The sequence below is a fragment of the Actibacterium sp. EMB200-NS6 genome, from assembly GCF_001305615.1.
In the GTDB taxonomy this organism is placed as follows: domain Bacteria; phylum Pseudomonadota; class Alphaproteobacteria; order Rhodobacterales; family Rhodobacteraceae; genus Actibacterium_A; species Actibacterium_A naphthalenivorans.
The window spans coordinates 1-15,166 of sequence record NZ_CP010869.1 but is presented as its reverse complement, the minus strand read 5'-3'; the positions used below and the strand labels follow the sequence as shown (position 1 = coordinate 15,166).

Sequence of the window (15,166 nt, the reverse complement as noted above, 5' to 3'; positions counted from 1 at the left end):
ACGCCCCGTGGCGGACCCGCAAGGGGGGTTCAGCCCGCCACGCCGTGCTGCGCCGGCTTACGGGCCTCGCCGGGCAAAAGGGCGGCGACGCTGAACCCCACAAGCGTGGCGCCGCCGGCGATGGTGGTCAGGCGGCAGGTCACCGCGCGGCCATCGGCCATCGTCACCGCCGCGCGCAGTTCCTCGCGCTCGTCGGGGTTGCCGACAAAGGCCTGCGCCTGATCCCAGAACCCGCTGGGCGCTGCGCCTTCGCGCCAGAGCCGGGCCGCATCGTGTATGCCGATTTCGCCCAGCGTTTCCGAAGGATTGCTGTGCCACAGATCCGTATAGGCATCGTTGGAGATGGCCAGAATCCCGGCGGGCGAAAACACGGCGATCGCTTCGTCCATGCTGTCGATCACGGCCTGGCTCATCTCCAGCTCGGCGCGGAACCTGCGGGTCAGCGAGATTTCGGAGCTGATATCCTCGAACAGGAACGCGACAGCCCCGTCGGGATGCGGGCGCCCGGTGACGCGGTAGGTCTGGCCGGTCGGCAGGGTCCAGTTTTCCTCGAAAACCCCGTTTGCGGCTTGCTCTTCGAGCGTCGTCATCTTCTGGCGCCAGGATTTGTAGTTCTTCGGCTCCGGGATCATCTGCTTTTCGCGCAGTTGATCGAGAAAGGAAAACAGCGTCGGGCGCGCCGCAAGAAAGGCCGGATCGAGCATGCACAGGTCGATCAGCGCCGGGTTGAACATCACCAGATGGCGCGACCGGTTGAAAATCGCGAGACCGGTTGGCAGATCGGCGAATGTCTTGCTCAGCGTCTGAACGAAGTTCCGCAACGACAATTCGGCATAAACCGTGGCATCGGCGGGAAGCGCGAAAAACATCGCCGAATCGTTCTGCCGGATCGCGATACAGTCGAACCACTGGACCTCCCCCCCGGGAACCGTGATCGAGATTCGCCGGGGTGCCAGATCATCGGACATTCCGGTTGGCCGCATCGTATCGAACAGGCGCGGCAGCGGCCATGTCAGATCATCCTCGTCGGGGCGCGATTCTCCCACGAGTTTCAGATAGGCGCGATTGGCCCACGTCACCTTGCCCTCGGCGTCTTGCTGCCAGGTCAGGGCAGGCATATGCGCGGCCACTTTGCGCAATATGGCCAGTTCGGAATTCAGCGCGCTCAGCGTCTGATGATCGGTGATCGCGTTGTCCGGGCCGGGCGGAGCATCCAGCACGGCGATGCGCGCGATGCCCCCGAGCCACCAGGCCCGGACCGCCTCTTTGCCGTTTGCGCCTTCCAGTAGCGCGATGCCGGTCTCAGCCAACCGCTCCATTTCTGCGGAAAATCCGGGAAACCGGGGCGTCAGCAGGGCCGAAAGGCGGTTCCAGTCGCTGACGCCCTGTGGCCCCAGCGCCAGCAATCCGCGTGCTTTCGGCGTGGCATCGACCAGATGCCGCCCGTCAAACAGAAACACGGTATCCTCCGCCGCCATATCCGCGATGACGCGCGCCTCTCGCCGCGAAGCGCCCTGTCGGAGTGCCACCACATAAAGCGCGGCGAGCGCCGTCAGAAACGATGTTGCTATCAACAAGACGCCATAGCTGATCTCAGACCACATATTTGTCTACCGCGATTATCCAGAACCCTTGCCGTAAGTAGTTGGCGAGAATGGTTAATCGGAGGTTAAGATCGCAGGAGGGCTCAGGCCTCGAACCGCTGGTTTTCACCCAGCGCCGCTTTTGCCCGGTCGCCGTCGGGCGAGATCGCGTCGCGCGGCCAGACCACCTCGACCACGGCACCGCAGCGTTCGGGCCGTTCGGTGTTTTCCTGAAACGGGTCAAAGCCATTGGCAAAGCTCAGCTCGGCGCCCGACCGTTCCAGCAGCGTTTTCGCGATGAAAAGGCCAAGCCCCATCCCTTCGTACCCCGGCCTGTCGCGCTGATCCGCATCATTGTTGCGGCGGCGCACGAACGGATCGCCGATGCGGCCCAGAACCTGCGGCGAATATCCCGCGCCGTCGTCCATGATCCGCACGCCGATCTGGGTGTCGGACCATTGCGCCTCGATCCAGACGTTGCGATGGGCGAAATCCACGGCGTTCTGGATCAGGTTGCGCAGCCCGTGGATGATCTCGGGGCGCCGCTCTATGCTGGGTTCGCGCGGGTCGCTGCCCTCTTCGGGGAAAATCTCGAAATGAATGATCTTGCCACGGTCCTGATGTGGCTCGGCGGCCTCGCTGACGACATTCGCCAGAGGCGCGATGCGCATGTGCAGATCGTCCTTTCCGGCCCGGCCCATCGAACGCAGGATATCCCGGCACCTGTCGGCCTGCTCACGGATAAGCGCGGCGTCGTCGCGCAGTTCGGGCATATCCTCCAGCTCTTCCATCAGTTCGGAGCTGACCAGCTTGATCGTGGCAAGCGGCGTGCCCAGTTCATGCGCGGCAGCGGCGACCACGCCGCCCAGATCGGTCAGCTTCTGCTCCCGCGCCAGCGCCATCTGCGTGGCCAGAAGCGCCTCTGACATCGAATTGATTTCCGACGTCACGCGCCCCGCATAGAGCGCCAGAAACGAAACCCCGATCAGGATTGCGGCCCAGAAACCGAACAGAAAGATCGCGGGCAATTGCTGGACCTGACCGGCGGTATTCAGCAGCGGAAGGTGGAAAACCGCCAGAATAGTGACGAAAGCAATGGCGGAAACGCCCAGAACAAGGGTCGATTTCGGCCGGAGCGCCGTTGCCGAGATGGTGACCGGCGTGAGCACCAGCAGTGAGAACGGATTATGCAGGCCGCCGGTCAGGAACAGAAGGAAGGAAAGCTGCGCGAGATCGAACAGCAGCATCCGCATCGCCTCGGTTTCCGACAGGCGCTTGTTTTCGGGGAAGATGAAAATGGCCAGCAGGTTGGCGATAATCGCGACGCCAACCGCCAGAAAGCACAGGCCCACGGGCATTTGAAGGCCGAACCATTGCTGGGCCACCGTGATCGCCACGATCTGACCGACGATCGCGATCCAGCGCAGCCAGATCAGTGTGCGCAGCCGCACCCACTGGCTGCGCGCCCAGATCCCCGGAATCTCGATGCTGGTCTGTCCCGCCATGCGGCTGCCCGTTCCCCTGTGGCAAGCTGTTCCCTTGTATATCCCGGCAATCCGCAGGATCAATGTGCCCAGACCGATCGCAAGGGAGAGAGATCATGACGCGCACCTATGCCGCAATCGCCGCCATCGTGGTTGCCGTCCTTCTGGGCATTGCCGCCTATTTCGCCTTTGCCCCCGGCCCGCAGGACAAATTCGCGCAATGCCGGGGGGCGAAGGTTGCCGGCGGCAGCGATGCGATCGGCGGCCCGTTCACCCTGATCAGCGAAACCGGCGAAACCGTGACGGACAAGGATGTGATCACCAAACCGTCTCTGCTTTATTTCGGCTATACGTTCTGCCCCGATGTATGCCCTCTCGACAATGCCCGCAACGCCGAGGCCGTGACGCTGCTGGACGAACGCGGCTATGACGTGACGCCGATCTTCATCTCGATCGACCCCGAAAGGGACACACCCGAGGTGATGGCCGAATTCACCGATTACATGCATCCCAAGATGATCGGGCTGACCGGCACGCCCGAACAGGTCAAGGCCGCCTCGATCGCCTATCGCACCTATTTCAAGAAGCAGGACTCTGACGATCCGGATTACTATCTGGTCGACCATTCCACCTTTACCTATCTGGTTCTGCCCGGCGAAGGCTTCGTGGAATTCTTCCGGCGCGAGGATACGCCCGAAGAAATGGCCGATCGTGTCGCCTGTTTCGTTGATGCGGCCGGAAAGTGATTGAACCGCTAAATTGACCCCCCATCTGTAACACCCTAGAAGTATTCCATTGAATACACGGGTGAACCGGAGGTTGGGGAATGGCAGAGCGCGATTTGCAGGATATCGGCGAAGACAGGTCGCTTCTGCTGGTGGATGACGACGAACCGTTTCTGCGCCGCCTTGCACGCGCGATGGAAAAGCGCGGGTTCGAGCCTGAAACGGCCGAATCCGTGGCCGAGGGCAAGGCCATCGCGATGGCCCGCCCGCCGGCCTATGCGGTTGTCGACCTGCGTCTGGAAGATGGCAACGGCCTCGATGTTGTCGAGGCGCTGAGAGAGAAACGCCCCGATGCCCGGATCGTGGTGCTGACCGGATATGGCGCCATCGCCACCGCTGTGGCCGCGGTGAAGATGGGCGCGACCGACTATCTTTCGAAACCCGCCGATGCCCATGACATCACCGCCGCGCTTCTTGCCCCGTCCGATGCCCTGCCGCCGCCGCCGGAAAATCCGATGTCGGCCGACCGTGTGCGCTGGGAGCATATCCAGCGGGTGTATGAGTTGTGCGACCGCAACGTTTCGGAAACCGCGCGCAGATTGAACATGCACCGCCGCACCCTTCAGCGTATTCTGGCCAAGAGAAGCCCGCGATAAGGGCCCCCGGTCAGCGAGGGAACAGGCATTGGCACGCAGCGACACCGGAACCGCGCCAGACCCGACAGGCGGCTGGTCGACAGAGATCGAGACGCTGCAAGGCGCGGTGGTCGTTCCGCCCGAAATCTCTGCGATGCGTCAGCCGGCCGGTGTACTTTATCCCGATGGGCAATATTGCGGCCACGGCGCGCTTTGGCGCGGCAAGCGCCCGATCACCCTTGCGCCTGCGGCGCCGCAACAGCCGCTGACCCGGCTGCAGGGGCGTTGGCTGTGGGGCGGGATGCTCTGGGCGCATTTCGGGCATTTCCTTGCCGAAAGCACCGCGCGGCTCTGGGCGCTGGATCATGTCGGGGGCAAGCTGGACGGTGTTCTCTACATCCCCAAGCGCCCACGCCTGGGGGATGAGGTCAAAGGCTTTCATCGCGGTTTTCTGGATCTTCTGGGATGTGACCTGCCGATTCACGTGATGGACACGCCCGGCGAGGTGGAAGAGCTTCTGGTGCCCGGCCAGGGGTTCGGCCTTGGCGCGATATCGCAGGGCACCGAAGCGTTCCGCGCGGCCTTTCACGAACGGTTCGGGGCGTCAGTTCCGGCCGACGGGCCGGAAAAACTCTATATCTCGCGTTCGGCGCTCGGCCTTCGCAAGGGCGGCCTTCTGGGCGAAACCTTCGTGGAAGAGCAGCTTGCCGCGCAGGGGTACGAGATTTTTCATCCGCAAAAGCACGACATGAAAACCCAGATCGCCCGCTACAAGGCGGCGCGGCAGGTGATAGCGGCGGATGGCTCGGCGCTGCATCTCTTTGCAATGGTCGGGGGCCCTGAGCAGCAGGTCGCGGTGGTCTTGCGCCGGTCGTCCAACGTGGCCGACAACCTGATCACCCATCTGACCCATTTCTGCGGGCGCGCGCCGCTGGTGCTGAACACGCTGCACCGCGAATGGGTGCCCAAGACCAAGCAGCGCTCCAGCCGCCTGTCCTTTGGCGAGCTGCACCTGCCCCGATTGCAACGCAAACTGGTTCGCCACGGGTTCATCACGCATCAGGGCCACTGGTCGCCCCTGGCCGAGGATCAGCGCAACGCGATCTTCGCGGAAAAAGGCCTTGTGGGCCGGCGCGCCTATATCGCAGCCGAAGGCCTTGGCACCAAACCCGGCGCCCCCGAAATACAGGCCGAAGCCGCGCAATAGGGTCTATTTTTCGGAATTTCCGAGCTGTGCCAGCAGGTCGTTGTGCCGCGCGGTATAGGCCGCGCGCACCTCAACCGGCGGGCGCAGCGTGATGCCCAGCCCGTCAATCAACTCGGGCTTCGGTTTCCCGAAGAACCTGTCGGCCTCGGCCGTGGTGAACCCGGCGATCTGCGTTGCCTCCAGCCAGGCGGAAATCCTGTCGGCCTTCTTGATCTGCTTCTTGACACGGACCGGCACGATGGCCGGCAGGCCAAAGCGGATGTGAACCGCCGCCGCCAGCCTTTCGTCCAACAGGCCGTAATTCGGCCCGACCGCCGCCTTCACCGGCGAGATCATGTCGCCGATCACATATTCAGGTGCGTCATGCAGCAGCGCCGCCAGCCGCCATTTCACCGGCGCCTCCGGCACTATTCTGGCGAAAAGCGCCTCGACCAGAAGGGAATGCTCGGCGACGGAATAGGCGAAATCGCCCTTGGTCTGCCCGTTCCAGCGGGCCACGAAGGCAAGGCCATGGGCGATATCCTCGATCTCGATATCCACGGGCGTGGGATCAAGAAGGTCAAGCCGCCGGCCCGAAAGCATTCGTTGCCAGGCGCGGGCTTCCTTGGGCATGTCGGGTCTCCGGTGTTGGAATGGCTGCTGCCTACCCAATCGGGGCCGGCGTGTAAATCCGCCGGCCCATGACATACATTCGCAACAAAATCCGGCCACTGTGCCGCAGGGCGACACGGCCAGCCGATTTTGAACCGCGTGAGTTGCCCAGAGCAGACCCCGGTGCTATGTGCCGATCAATCATCGTAAACCGTACGGAGCCGCTCAGATGGCAAGCGACTATATTGTAAAAGACATTTCCCTAGCTGATTTCGGCCGCAAGGAGCTGGACATCGCCGAGACGGAAATGCCGGGCCTGATGGCCCTGCGCGAAGAATATGGCGAAGCGCAGCCGCTCAAGGGCGCGCGCATCGCCGGATCGCTGCACATGACCATCCAGACCGCGGTGCTGATCGAAACGCTGGTGGCGCTGGGCGCCGATGTGCGCTGGGCCTCGTGCAACATCTTTTCCACCCAGGATCACGCCGCGGCGGCCATTGCCGCGACGGGCACGCCGGTCTTTGCCGTCAAGGGCGAGACGCTGGAAGAATACTGGGACTATGCCGACCGCATCTTCCAGTTCGAGGACGGCGGCTGCAACATGATCCTGGATGATGGCGGCGACGCCACGCTCTATATCCTGATGGGCGCCCGCGTCGAGGAAGGCGAGGAAGATCTGATCGCCGTGCCTACCAGCGAAGAGGAAGAGGCGCTGTTCGCACAGATCCGCAAGCGGATGGCCGAAAGCCCCGGCTGGTTCGTGAAACAGCGCCACATGATCAAAGGCGTGTCCGAGGAAACCACCACCGGCGTGCATCGCCTGTACAAGATGATGGAAAAGGGCCACCTGCCCTTCCCCGCGATCAACGTGAACGACAGCGTCACCAAGTCGAAGTTCGACAACAAATACGGCTGCAAGGAATCGCTGGTCGACGGCATCCGCCGCGCCACTGACACGATGATGGCCGGCAAGGTTGCCGTTGTCTGCGGCTATGGCGACGTCGGCAAAGGCTCTGCCGCCTCGCTGCGCGGCGCCGGTGCCCGCGTGAAAGTGACCGAGATCGATCCGATCTGCGCGCTTCAGGCGGCGATGGACGGGTTCGAGGTGACGACACTGGAAGATGTGGTGGGCGATGCTGACATCTTCATCACCACCACCGGCAACAAGGACGTGATCCGCATCGAGCATATGCGCGCGATGAAAGACATGGCGATCGTCGGCAACATCGGCCATTTCGACAATGAGATTCAGGTTGCGGCTCTGAAAAACCACAAGTGGACGAATATCAAGGATCAGGTGGATATGATCGAGATGCCCTCGGGCGCGCGGATCATCCTGCTGTCCGAAGGCCGTCTGCTGAACCTCGGCAATGCCACCGGCCACCCGTCTTTCGTGATGTCGGCCAGTTTCACCAACCAGGTTCTGGCCCAGATCGAACTTTGGGCGAAGGGTGAAAACTATGCCAACGAGGTCTATGTGCTGCCCAAGCATCTGGACGAAAAGGTCGCGCGGCTGCATCTCAAGAAGATCGGCGTGAAGCTGACAGAGCTTCTGCCGGATCAGGCCGACTACATCGGTGTTGCCCAGGAAGGCCCCTTCAAGCCCGAGCATTACCGCTACTGACAGGCGCCCATGTGGCTTTCCCCTGCGTTTCAGGGGGAAGACCGTGCCAAAAATCCCTTTGTTCACGCGGAATTCGTCATTACGATCCCCCGCACACGTCAGGGTGCATGCCCTGAGCGGCAAGCAGAGCAAAAAAGGACGGGAGACAAAAATGGGTAAGCGAGACGATCTGATCGCGCAATATGCGGATGATCTGCGCGGCAAATGCGGGATCGAGCCGGATATGGCGCTTCTGACGAAGGTCACGATTGGCTGCGGCCCGGCGATCTACAACGCCGATGCGTCCACCGTGGCGGGTTCGCAGGCCGCAGAGCTGGAAACGGTCAAGGAAAACTTCCTGATCAAGAAGCTGGGCCTGAGCGATGGGCCCGAATTGATGGATGCGATCAATTCGGTGATCGAGACCTATGGCAAATCCGAGCGGAACAAATACCGCGCGGTTGTTTATTACATGCTGACCAAACATTTCGGCAAAGAGTCGATCTACGGCTGATTGCCTTTGAGATGATCAAAACGCCCGCCGGAACAGCGGGCGTTTTTTTGTGGCCCGTCGCGATGTGGTGCGGTTTTCCTAGAATTTTAAAGGTCATTTCGGCCCAGCACGCCCGGTGTTCACCGAATGGAAAGCTTCCGCGCGCCATGCTGAGACAAGACAAAGGCCAGGATGGCCGAGACCTTATTTCTGAACACGTGCGGTGCTGTGGGAGCGCGTGGGGTGGAGGAGGGTCCCGGTATCCGGGGCCCTCCATTTCACAAACCCGTCAGGAGGGCAGCCCGCCAACTGCGCAGACGATATCCCATTCGGCGTCGGATACCGGCTGTACCGACAGCCGCGAATTGTTGACCAGTACCATGTCTTTCAACCGCGCGTCCGCCTTGCACATCTCCAGCGTTACCGGCCGGGGCAGGGGTCTGACCGCCTTGATATCCACGCATTCCCAGCGCTCATCGTCGGTTGTGCTGTCGGGATGGGCCGGGGCGATGACCTCGACAATGCCGACAATCGCCTTTTCCTTCAGCGAGTGATAGAAAAACCCGCGCTCGCCAACCTGCATGGCGCGCATGTTGTTGCGGGCCTGATAGTTGCGCACACCGTCCCATTCCTCGCCCGCGTCGCCTTTCGCCACCTGATCGTCCCAGCTCCAGGTGTTCGGCTCGGATTTGAACAACCAGAAGGCCATCAGCCGATCACCCGGTTCCAGTGCTGGATTGCCACGCTTTCAAACAACCCCGCCTGCGCATAGGGATCGCCCTCTGCCCAGGCCTGCGCATCCGACAGCGCGCCAACCTCGAGGATCAGAAGCGATCCGCACATATCGCCGGCCTCGTCCAGAAACGGGCCGGCCTGGGTGACCACGCCGGTCTCCTTGAGGTAGGAAAGATGCGCATCGCGGTTGGCCTTGCGCGTTTCCAGATGGCCGGGTTTGTCTTTGCAGATCACAGCGAACAGCGGCATTCATTCCTCCTTCAGCGGCCGGGCCAGAAGCGCCTCTGTAGCCTCGGCAATTGTGCATTTTTCATCAATAACAGCAGCTACCATAGTCGTGATCGGCATGTCGATCCCGCGTTCACGGGCGAGCATGGCCACGGCCTTTGCCGTGGCGGCCCCCTCGACGGTGATCGTGCGGTCGAACTCCTCCGTGCGGCCCAGTGAAAGGCCGAACCGGAAGTTGCGCGATTGCGCCGATGTGCAGGTCAGCACCATGTCGCCCAGCCCCGACAGGCCGGAAAGCGTCTCTGTCTCGGCGCCAAACGCGAGGGCAAGGCGCTGCATCTCGGCAAAGCCGCGGGTCATCAGCGCGGCGCGCGCGCTATCGCCCAGCCCCGCGCCGATGACGATACCGCAGGCAATCGCGACCACGTTCTTCAGCGCGCCGCCCAGTTCCGCCCCGATCGTGTCGGCGCTTCGGTAAAGCCGCAGGTTGGGGGCGGACAGAAGCTGTTGAAGCCGTTTTCCGGCCTCGGCATCCGCGCAGGCCAGCGTCAGCGCGGTGGGCAGGCCGCGCGCGATATCGGCGGCAAAGCTCGGCCCGGTCAGGACGGCGGGGATAGAGGCGGGGCAGATATCTGCGATGATCGCGGTCGGCCCGCGCATGGTGACAAGATCAACACCCTTTGAACAGGCGACAAGCGGGGCGCCGTCGAGAGCACCGCGATGCGTGGCCAGAAAATCCGAAAGGGTTTGCATGGGAACCGCCAGCAAAACCGCATCCACCCCGCTCAGGTCAGCGGCTTGGCCTGTCACGGTCACGACGTCGGGCAGGGCGCAGCCCGGCAGGCGCGCGCGGTTTTCGCGCCGGGCCTGCATCTCCGCCACATGCGCCCGATCGCGGGCCCAAAGCGTGACGTTGCGCCCGGCAAGCCCCAGCGCTATGGCCAGCGCCGTGCCGAACGCACCCGCCCCCGCGATGCCGATCCTGCTCATGCCTTCGCGCCTTTCTTGCCCGATCCCAGCAATGCCGGGCTGTTGCGGTCCAGCGGCCAGCGCGGCCGCGCGGCAAGCGTCATGTCATCGCGTCGGCCCAGCCGGAAAAGCTCGATCCCCGCCCAGGCGATCATCGCGGCATTGTCGGTGCAAAGCGGCAAGGGAGGTGCGGTGAAACGCACACCAAGAGCGTCGGAAACCGTCTCTAACCCGGCCCGAATGGCCTTGTTCGCGGCAACGCCGCCAGCGACGGCAAAGGCCGGTTCCGCAGGTGCGCCGGCCATGTATTCGGCCAGGGCCCGCCGTGATTTCTCGGCCAGCACATCGCGGACGGCCGCCTGAAAGCCCGCGCAAAGATCTGCCCGGTCTTGCACCGTGAGCCCGCCCTTGTCGGCCACAAGCGCATCGCGGGCGCGCAGCACCGCTGTCTTGAGCCCCGAAAAGGACATGTCGCAGCCCTGCCTGTCGAGCAGGGGGCGCGGCAGGGCGAAACGGGTTTCATCACCCTTGGCGGCCTGCGCCTCGACCGATGGCCCGCCGGGCTGCGGCAAGCCCAACAGCCGCGCGGTCTTGTCAAAGGCCTCGCCGGGTGCATCGTCGATCGTGCCGCCCAGGCGGGTGAAATCGTCGGGCCCGTTCACGCGCAGAAACTGACAATGCCCGCCGGACACCAGCAAGATCAGATAGGGAAAGCGAAGCTGATCGGTCAGCCGCGGTGTCAACGCATGCCCGGCCAGGTGATTCACCCCGATCAGCGGCAAGCCGGAGGCCGCCGCGATACCCTTGGCACACATGACGCCTGACAGAACCCCGCCGATCAGCCCCGGCCCGGCGGTGACGGCCACGGCCTCAAGCCCGGAAAGGCCCAGACCCGCCTTGGAAAGTGCCTCTTCCACGCAAATATCGAGCTTTTCGGCATGGGCGCGGGCCGCGATCTCGGGCACGACACCGCCATAGGCCGCGTGCAGCGCCGTCTGCCCGGCCACGACGGAAGACAGGATTTCCGGCGCCCGCCCGGGGACATGGCGCACAACGGCGGCCGCCGTATCATCGCAGCTGCTTTCCAGCCCGAGTATCGTCAGGGGGTCAGCCATATGTCTGCCGTTGCTTGGGTCATCCCCGGCAGGTAACACCGGGGAAGGTTCCAGACAATCCCGGCGTGCAGCGCGATGACACAGCAGATGATCCTTCTCGTAACGCGCCCGCGCCGGCAGGCCGTGGGGTTCGCCAGATCCTTTCGGGTGCGATTCGGCGAAGAGGTGCCGATCGTCATTTCCCCGGTGCTCGAGGTCGCGCCTGCGGGCGACCCGCCGGTGCTCGATGGGATTTCGGGGTTGATATTCACCTCCGCCAACGGGGTGGAGGTGTTTTCCAACCTGACGGATGACAGGCGGCTCTCCGCCTATTGCGTGGGCGCGGCGACGGCCGCTGTGGCGCGCGGGGCGGGGCTTGAGGTGGCTCTCGTGACGCAGAATGCCGATGATCTCGTGGCCGGTCTGCTGGCGGCGCCGCCGGGCGGGGTTCTGCTTCATCTGCACGGGGTGCATACGCGCGGTGCTGTCGCGCAGCGTCTGACGGCGGGCGGCCAGCTGTGCCGGGCGCAGGTGATCTATGATCAGGTTGCGCAGGGATTGAGCCTGCAGGCACGGGGCGTTCTGTCGGGCCGCGCGACGGTGCTTTTGCCGCTGTTCTCGCCACGCAGCGCCGCGCTTGTTGCCGAAGCGGCGCAGAGCGCAACCGCCCCGCTTGCCCTCGCGGCGCTGAGCCCGGCGGTACGCGCGGCCTGGGCCGGGCCGGAGCCCGCGCTGGAGTGTACGGCGCACCGCCCCGACAGCGATGCGATGCTTGATGCGCTGAAGATGCTTATTGACGCAGTGCAGCGCCTTGAGGGAGGCGACCACCCAAGCTAAGCTGCCCTGGCGCAGCCGGGCGTTGGTATTGGGTTTGGCGATAGAAAGGGTGGGGTTCCGTGGCACGACCAGAAGAGTCATCGAAGATGAGCGAGTCCGATTCGCTTCCTGACGAAGAGGGCACATCCTCGATAGAACCGGAGGAGAGCCCGGCGGAAACCACCGAGACGACCCCCGGCATCAGCGAAACCGACGAAGCCTCGATCGCCGAAATGGCAGAGGAAGAAGGTCTTCCCCCCGCTTCGGAAGAGCCTGAACCGACCGAAGAACCGGTTGCTCCGATGGCGCCGCCGCCTGCCAGGCGCGGACGCGTCGGGTTCTGGGGCACCTTGCTGGGCGGGGTGCTGGCCGCCGTGATCGGGTTCGGCGCCGCGCAGTTTGCCGGGCCGCTGGATCTGCCGTTTCTGAACAATCGCGCCGACACCGGAATGGCGGAAACGCTTGCTGGCCAGCAGGAAAGGCTGACGGCGCTGTCGGCCGAGGTCTCGCGCCTGAGCGATGCGGTGGCCGCCGCCGAAAGCCGCGATCGGGGGGCCGAGCTTTCGGACCGGATCGCCGGTCTGGAAACTTCGCTGACCGATCAGATTGAGGCGCTGAAGACCGAATTCGGAGGAGTTCGTGACGAACTGGCCGGTTTCGAAACCCGCCTGACCACGCTCGAAAAGCGCCCGGTGGCCGAAACCGGGGATATCTCTGGCGCCGTCGCCGCCTATGAGCGGGAGCTTGACGCGATGCGCAGCGAGCTTGTGGCGCAGCGCGCGCAGAACGCCGAGCTTGCGGCTGGGATCACCGCCGCCGCCGAAAGCGCCAGCGCCGAGATCGACGCCGCCGCGCAGCGCGCGCATGAGCTGGAAGAGCGGGGCGCGATGATGCGCATTCTGGCATCTCTCGAAACCGGCGGCGGGTTTGCCCCGGCGCTCGACGTGCTGTCCGGGCGGGATGTGCCCGCCGCGCTTTCGGCCGCCGCAGACGGCGTGCCGACGATCGCCGCGCTGAAAGAACAGTTTGCCGAACCGGCCCGCGCCGCGCTCGACGCCTCGTTGCGGGTCGAGGCGGGTGACAACCCCGGCGACCGGCTGAGCGCTTTCCTGCGCGCGCAGGTCGGGGCACGTTCGCTGACCCCGCGCGAAGGCAACGATCCCGATGCCATCCTGTCGCGTGCCGAAGCGGCGGTTGCCGAGGGCCGGCTGCAAGATGCGCTGGCCGAGATCGCCGCGCTGCCCGACGAAGGGCAGGCCGAGATGGCGGGCTGGGTGGCGGATGCCAAAACCCGGATCGAGGCGGTTGCCGCGGCAAAGGCCCTCGCGGCCACAATGAACCTGAACTGAGGACGTAACGAATGCTTTGGTCCCTGCTCAAGATCCTGCTCTTCGTTGTCCTTGTCGCGGGGCTGACCCTGGGGGCCGGTTTCCTGATGGAAATCGACACCGGGCTGCGCATCGCCTTTGCCGGATGGGAATTCACGCTCGGCCCGCTTCAGGCCGTGATCGTGGCGCTATTGCTGCTCGTTCTGATCTGGGCCGTGCTCAAGCTTGCCGGTTTTCTCGTGGCGCTGTTGCGGTTTGTGATGGGAGACGAAACCGCCCTGTCGCGCTATTTCAACCGCAACCGGGAACGGCGCGGGTTCAAGGCGCTGGCCGACAGCATGATGGCGCTGGCCTCGGGCGATGGGCGCGAGGCGATGACCAAGGCCGCCCGCGCGGAGCGTCTGCTGCACCGGCCCGAGCTGACCAACCTTCTGACCGCCCAGGCCGCGGAACTGGCCGGCGACCGCAAGAAGGCGCAGGAGGTTTACAAGCAGCTTCTGTCGGATGACCGCACGCGCTTTGTCGGCATTCGCGGGATCATGAAGCAGAAGCTGGCCGAAGGTGACACTGACACCGCGCTGAAGCTGGCCGAAAAGGCCTTTGCCCTGAAACCGGGCCATGTGGAAACGCAGGATACGCTTCTGCGGCTTCAGGCCGAACATGCCGATTGGGTGGGTGCGCGCAAGACGCTGAACGCCAAGCTGAAGCATGGCGCGCTGCCCCGCGATGTTCACAAGCGGCGCGATGCGGTTCTGGCCCTGTCCGGAGCGCGCGATGTGCTGGCCGAGGGCAAGACGATCGAAGCCCGCGAAGCCGCGGTCGAGGCGAACCGCCTGTCGCCCGATCTGATCCCCGCCGCCGCGATGGCCGCGCGAACCTATATCGAACAGGGCAAGCCCCGCTACGCCGCCCGCGTTCTGAAAAAGGCGTGGGAGGCACAGCCGCACCCCGAGCTTGCAACCGCCTTTGCCGAGATCAAGCCCGATGAATCCCCGGCCGAGCGGGTCAAGCGGTTCCGGGCGCTGACCAGCCTTGCGCCGGATCACCCCGAAACCCGGATGTTGCTGGCCGAGCTTCATATCGCGGCCGAGGACTTTCCCGAGGCGCGCAAGGCGCTGGGCAATCTTGCCGAAACCGATCCGACCGCCCGCGCGCTCACGCTGATGGCGGCGATCGAGCGTGGCCAGGGCGCCGATGACAGCGTCGTGCGGGGCTGGCTGACGCGCGCCCTGACCGCCTCGCGCGGGCCGCAGTGGATCTGCGACAATTGCGGCACCGTTCACGCGGCCTGGGCGCCGATCTGCGGCCAGTGCGGCAGCTTCGACACGCTATCGTGGAAAATCGCGCCGACGGGCGAGCTGACGATGCCGCATTCCACCGAGATGCTCCCGCTGATCGTGGGTGCGATCGAAGACACGCCTGAAGATATCGAACCGGCCGAGTCTGTTGAGGAGGGCGGCGCGGAAGAGAGTGTTTCCGAGGCCGAGGTGCTTGCGCCGGAAGAACAGGAAAAAGCCGTAAATTAGGGCTACACAGCCCAGACGGAGGGTGCTAAAGAGCGCGCCACCACGCCGCTGTAGCTCAGATGGTAGAGCACGTCATTCGTAATGATGGGGTCGGGGGTTCGAGTCCCTTCAGCGGCACCATTAAAATCAAGCGGGCATCCCGGACCCTC

General features: G+C 64.1%; 15 protein-coding genes and 1 tRNA gene. 9 read left to right on the top strand and 7 right to left on the bottom strand.

Annotation, left to right across the window (positions count from 1 at the left end; genetic code table 11):
• Positions 1-29: 29 nt before the first annotated feature.
• Positions 30-1,604, bottom strand: a complete 1,575-nt coding sequence (locus tag TQ29_RS00080; protein ID WP_054537528.1) for a PAS-domain containing protein — start codon at positions 1,602-1,604, stop codon at positions 30-32.
• An 83-nt stretch (positions 1,605-1,687) separates the two neighbouring features.
• Entirely contained in the window at positions 1,688-3,088 is a 1,401-nt protein-coding gene (regB, locus tag TQ29_RS00075; protein ID WP_054537527.1) for a sensor histidine kinase RegB, read from the bottom strand.
• 95 nt (positions 3,089-3,183) lie between these two features.
• On the opposite strand from regB, the gene TQ29_RS00070 reads away from it, so the two are divergent.
• The 3 genes from TQ29_RS00070 to TQ29_RS00060 all read left to right on the top strand — a co-directional run bounded on the left by TQ29_RS00070 (position 3,184) and on the right by TQ29_RS00060 (position 5,634).
• Entirely contained in the window at positions 3,184-3,813 is a 630-nt protein-coding gene (locus TQ29_RS00070) for an SCO family protein (protein ID WP_054537526.1), read from the top strand.
• A gap of 80 nt (positions 3,814-3,893) precedes the next feature.
• Entirely contained in the window at positions 3,894-4,448 is a 555-nt protein-coding gene (locus TQ29_RS00065; protein ID WP_037203825.1) for an ActR/PrrA/RegA family redox response regulator transcription factor, read from the top strand.
• Between the two features lie 28 nt (positions 4,449-4,476).
• Positions 4,477-5,634, top strand: coding sequence for a glycosyltransferase 61 family protein (locus TQ29_RS00060; RefSeq protein ID WP_054537525.1), 1,158 nt, complete (start codon positions 4,477-4,479; stop codon positions 5,632-5,634).
• A 3-nt stretch (positions 5,635-5,637) separates the two neighbouring features.
• On the opposite strand, the gene TQ29_RS00055 is transcribed toward TQ29_RS00060, so the two are convergent.
• Entirely contained in the window at positions 5,638-6,246 is a 609-nt protein-coding gene (locus TQ29_RS00055; RefSeq protein ID WP_054537524.1) for an HD domain-containing protein, read from the bottom strand.
• 208 nt (positions 6,247-6,454) lie between these two features.
• Between TQ29_RS00055 and ahcY the strand changes: the two genes are divergently transcribed.
• A complete protein-coding gene (gene ahcY / locus TQ29_RS00050) occupies positions 6,455-7,849 on the top strand; it encodes an adenosylhomocysteinase (protein WP_054537523.1) in 1,395 nt (464 codons plus the stop codon).
• Between the two features lie 151 nt (positions 7,850-8,000).
• Entirely contained in the window at positions 8,001-8,342 is a 342-nt protein-coding gene (locus TQ29_RS00045; protein ID WP_037203828.1) for a DUF2853 family protein, read from the top strand.
• A gap of 268 nt (positions 8,343-8,610) precedes the next feature.
• Here the strand turns inward: TQ29_RS00045 and TQ29_RS00040 are convergent, their stop codons facing one another.
• Genes TQ29_RS00040 through tsaD form a run of 4 tightly spaced genes read right to left on the bottom strand, consistent with a single transcriptional unit; the run spans position 8,611 to position 11,368 of the window.
• Positions 8,611-9,030 (bottom strand): EVE domain-containing protein, encoded by a 420-nt coding sequence (locus TQ29_RS00040; RefSeq protein WP_054537522.1) that lies wholly within the window; start codon positions 9,028-9,030, stop codon positions 8,611-8,613.
• Positions 9,030-9,305 (bottom strand): YciI family protein, encoded by a 276-nt coding sequence (locus TQ29_RS00035; protein WP_054537521.1) that lies wholly within the window; start codon positions 9,303-9,305, stop codon positions 9,030-9,032. The genes TQ29_RS00040 and TQ29_RS00035 overlap by 1 nt, the downstream gene beginning before the upstream one ends.
• Positions 9,306-10,274 (bottom strand): NAD(P)H-dependent glycerol-3-phosphate dehydrogenase, encoded by a 969-nt coding sequence (locus tag TQ29_RS00030; protein WP_054537520.1) that lies wholly within the window; start codon positions 10,272-10,274, stop codon positions 9,306-9,308.
• Complete coding sequence (tsaD, locus tag TQ29_RS00025) at positions 10,271-11,368, bottom strand: tRNA (adenosine(37)-N6)-threonylcarbamoyltransferase complex transferase subunit TsaD (protein ID WP_054537519.1); 1,098 nt, start codon at positions 11,366-11,368, stop codon at positions 10,271-10,273. Before tsaD ends, TQ29_RS00030 begins: the two co-directional genes overlap by 4 nt.
• Positions 11,369-11,455: 87 nt before the next feature.
• On the opposite strand from tsaD, the gene TQ29_RS00020 reads away from it, so the two are divergent.
• The 4 genes from TQ29_RS00020 (at position 11,456) to TQ29_RS00005 (ending at position 15,137) form a co-directional block, all read left to right on the top strand.
• A complete protein-coding gene (locus TQ29_RS00020; protein ID WP_162231799.1) occupies positions 11,456-12,184 on the top strand; it encodes a uroporphyrinogen-III synthase in 729 nt (242 codons plus the stop codon).
• 86 nt (positions 12,185-12,270) lie between these two features.
• Positions 12,271-13,512: a COG4223 family protein gene (locus TQ29_RS00015; protein WP_054537517.1), complete on the top strand. Its 1,242-nt coding sequence runs from the start codon at positions 12,271-12,273 to the stop codon at positions 13,510-13,512.
• 11 nt (positions 13,513-13,523) lie between these two features.
• On the top strand, positions 13,524-15,017 hold the full coding sequence (locus TQ29_RS00010; RefSeq protein WP_054537516.1) for a heme biosynthesis protein HemY: 1,494 nt from the start codon (positions 13,524-13,526) through the stop codon (positions 15,015-15,017).
• A gap of 44 nt (positions 15,018-15,061) precedes the next feature.
• Positions 15,062-15,137: transfer RNA gene (locus TQ29_RS00005), tRNA-Thr, on the top strand.
• The last annotated feature ends 29 nt before the right edge of the window (positions 15,138-15,166 follow it).

What these genes read in the sequence shown, in the direction of transcription:
- TQ29_RS00080 (WP_054537528.1), bottom strand. Translation starts at nt 1,604, where the DNA reads ATGTGGTCTGAGATCAGCTATGGCGTCTTGTTGATAGCAACATCGTTT.
- regB (WP_054537527.1), bottom strand. Translation starts at nt 3,088, where the DNA reads ATGGCGGGACAGACCAGCATCGAGATTCCGGGGATCTGGGCGCGCAGC.
- TQ29_RS00070 (WP_054537526.1), top strand. Translation starts at nt 3,184, where the DNA reads ATGACGCGCACCTATGCCGCAATCGCCGCCATCGTGGTTGCCGTCCTT.
- TQ29_RS00065 (WP_037203825.1), top strand. Translation starts at nt 3,894, where the DNA reads ATGGCAGAGCGCGATTTGCAGGATATCGGCGAAGACAGGTCGCTTCTG.
- TQ29_RS00055 (WP_054537524.1), bottom strand. Translation starts at nt 6,246, where the DNA reads ATGCCCAAGGAAGCCCGCGCCTGGCAACGAATGCTTTCGGGCCGGCGG.
- ahcY (WP_054537523.1), top strand. Translation starts at nt 6,455, where the DNA reads ATGGCAAGCGACTATATTGTAAAAGACATTTCCCTAGCTGATTTCGGC.
- TQ29_RS00045 (WP_037203828.1), top strand. Translation starts at nt 8,001, where the DNA reads ATGGGTAAGCGAGACGATCTGATCGCGCAATATGCGGATGATCTGCGC.
- TQ29_RS00040 (WP_054537522.1), bottom strand. Translation starts at nt 9,030, where the DNA reads ATGGCCTTCTGGTTGTTCAAATCCGAGCCGAACACCTGGAGCTGGGAC.
- TQ29_RS00035 (WP_054537521.1), bottom strand. Translation starts at nt 9,305, where the DNA reads ATGCCGCTGTTCGCTGTGATCTGCAAAGACAAACCCGGCCATCTGGAA.
- TQ29_RS00030 (WP_054537520.1), bottom strand. Translation starts at nt 10,274, where the DNA reads ATGAGCAGGATCGGCATCGCGGGGGCGGGTGCGTTCGGCACGGCGCTG.
- tsaD (WP_054537519.1), bottom strand. Translation starts at nt 11,368, where the DNA reads ATGGCTGACCCCCTGACGATACTCGGGCTGGAAAGCAGCTGCGATGAT.
- TQ29_RS00020 (WP_162231799.1), top strand. Translation starts at nt 11,456, where the DNA reads ATGATCCTTCTCGTAACGCGCCCGCGCCGGCAGGCCGTGGGGTTCGCC.
- TQ29_RS00015 (WP_054537517.1), top strand. Translation starts at nt 12,271, where the DNA reads ATGAGCGAGTCCGATTCGCTTCCTGACGAAGAGGGCACATCCTCGATA.
- TQ29_RS00010 (WP_054537516.1), top strand. Translation starts at nt 13,524, where the DNA reads ATGCTTTGGTCCCTGCTCAAGATCCTGCTCTTCGTTGTCCTTGTCGCG.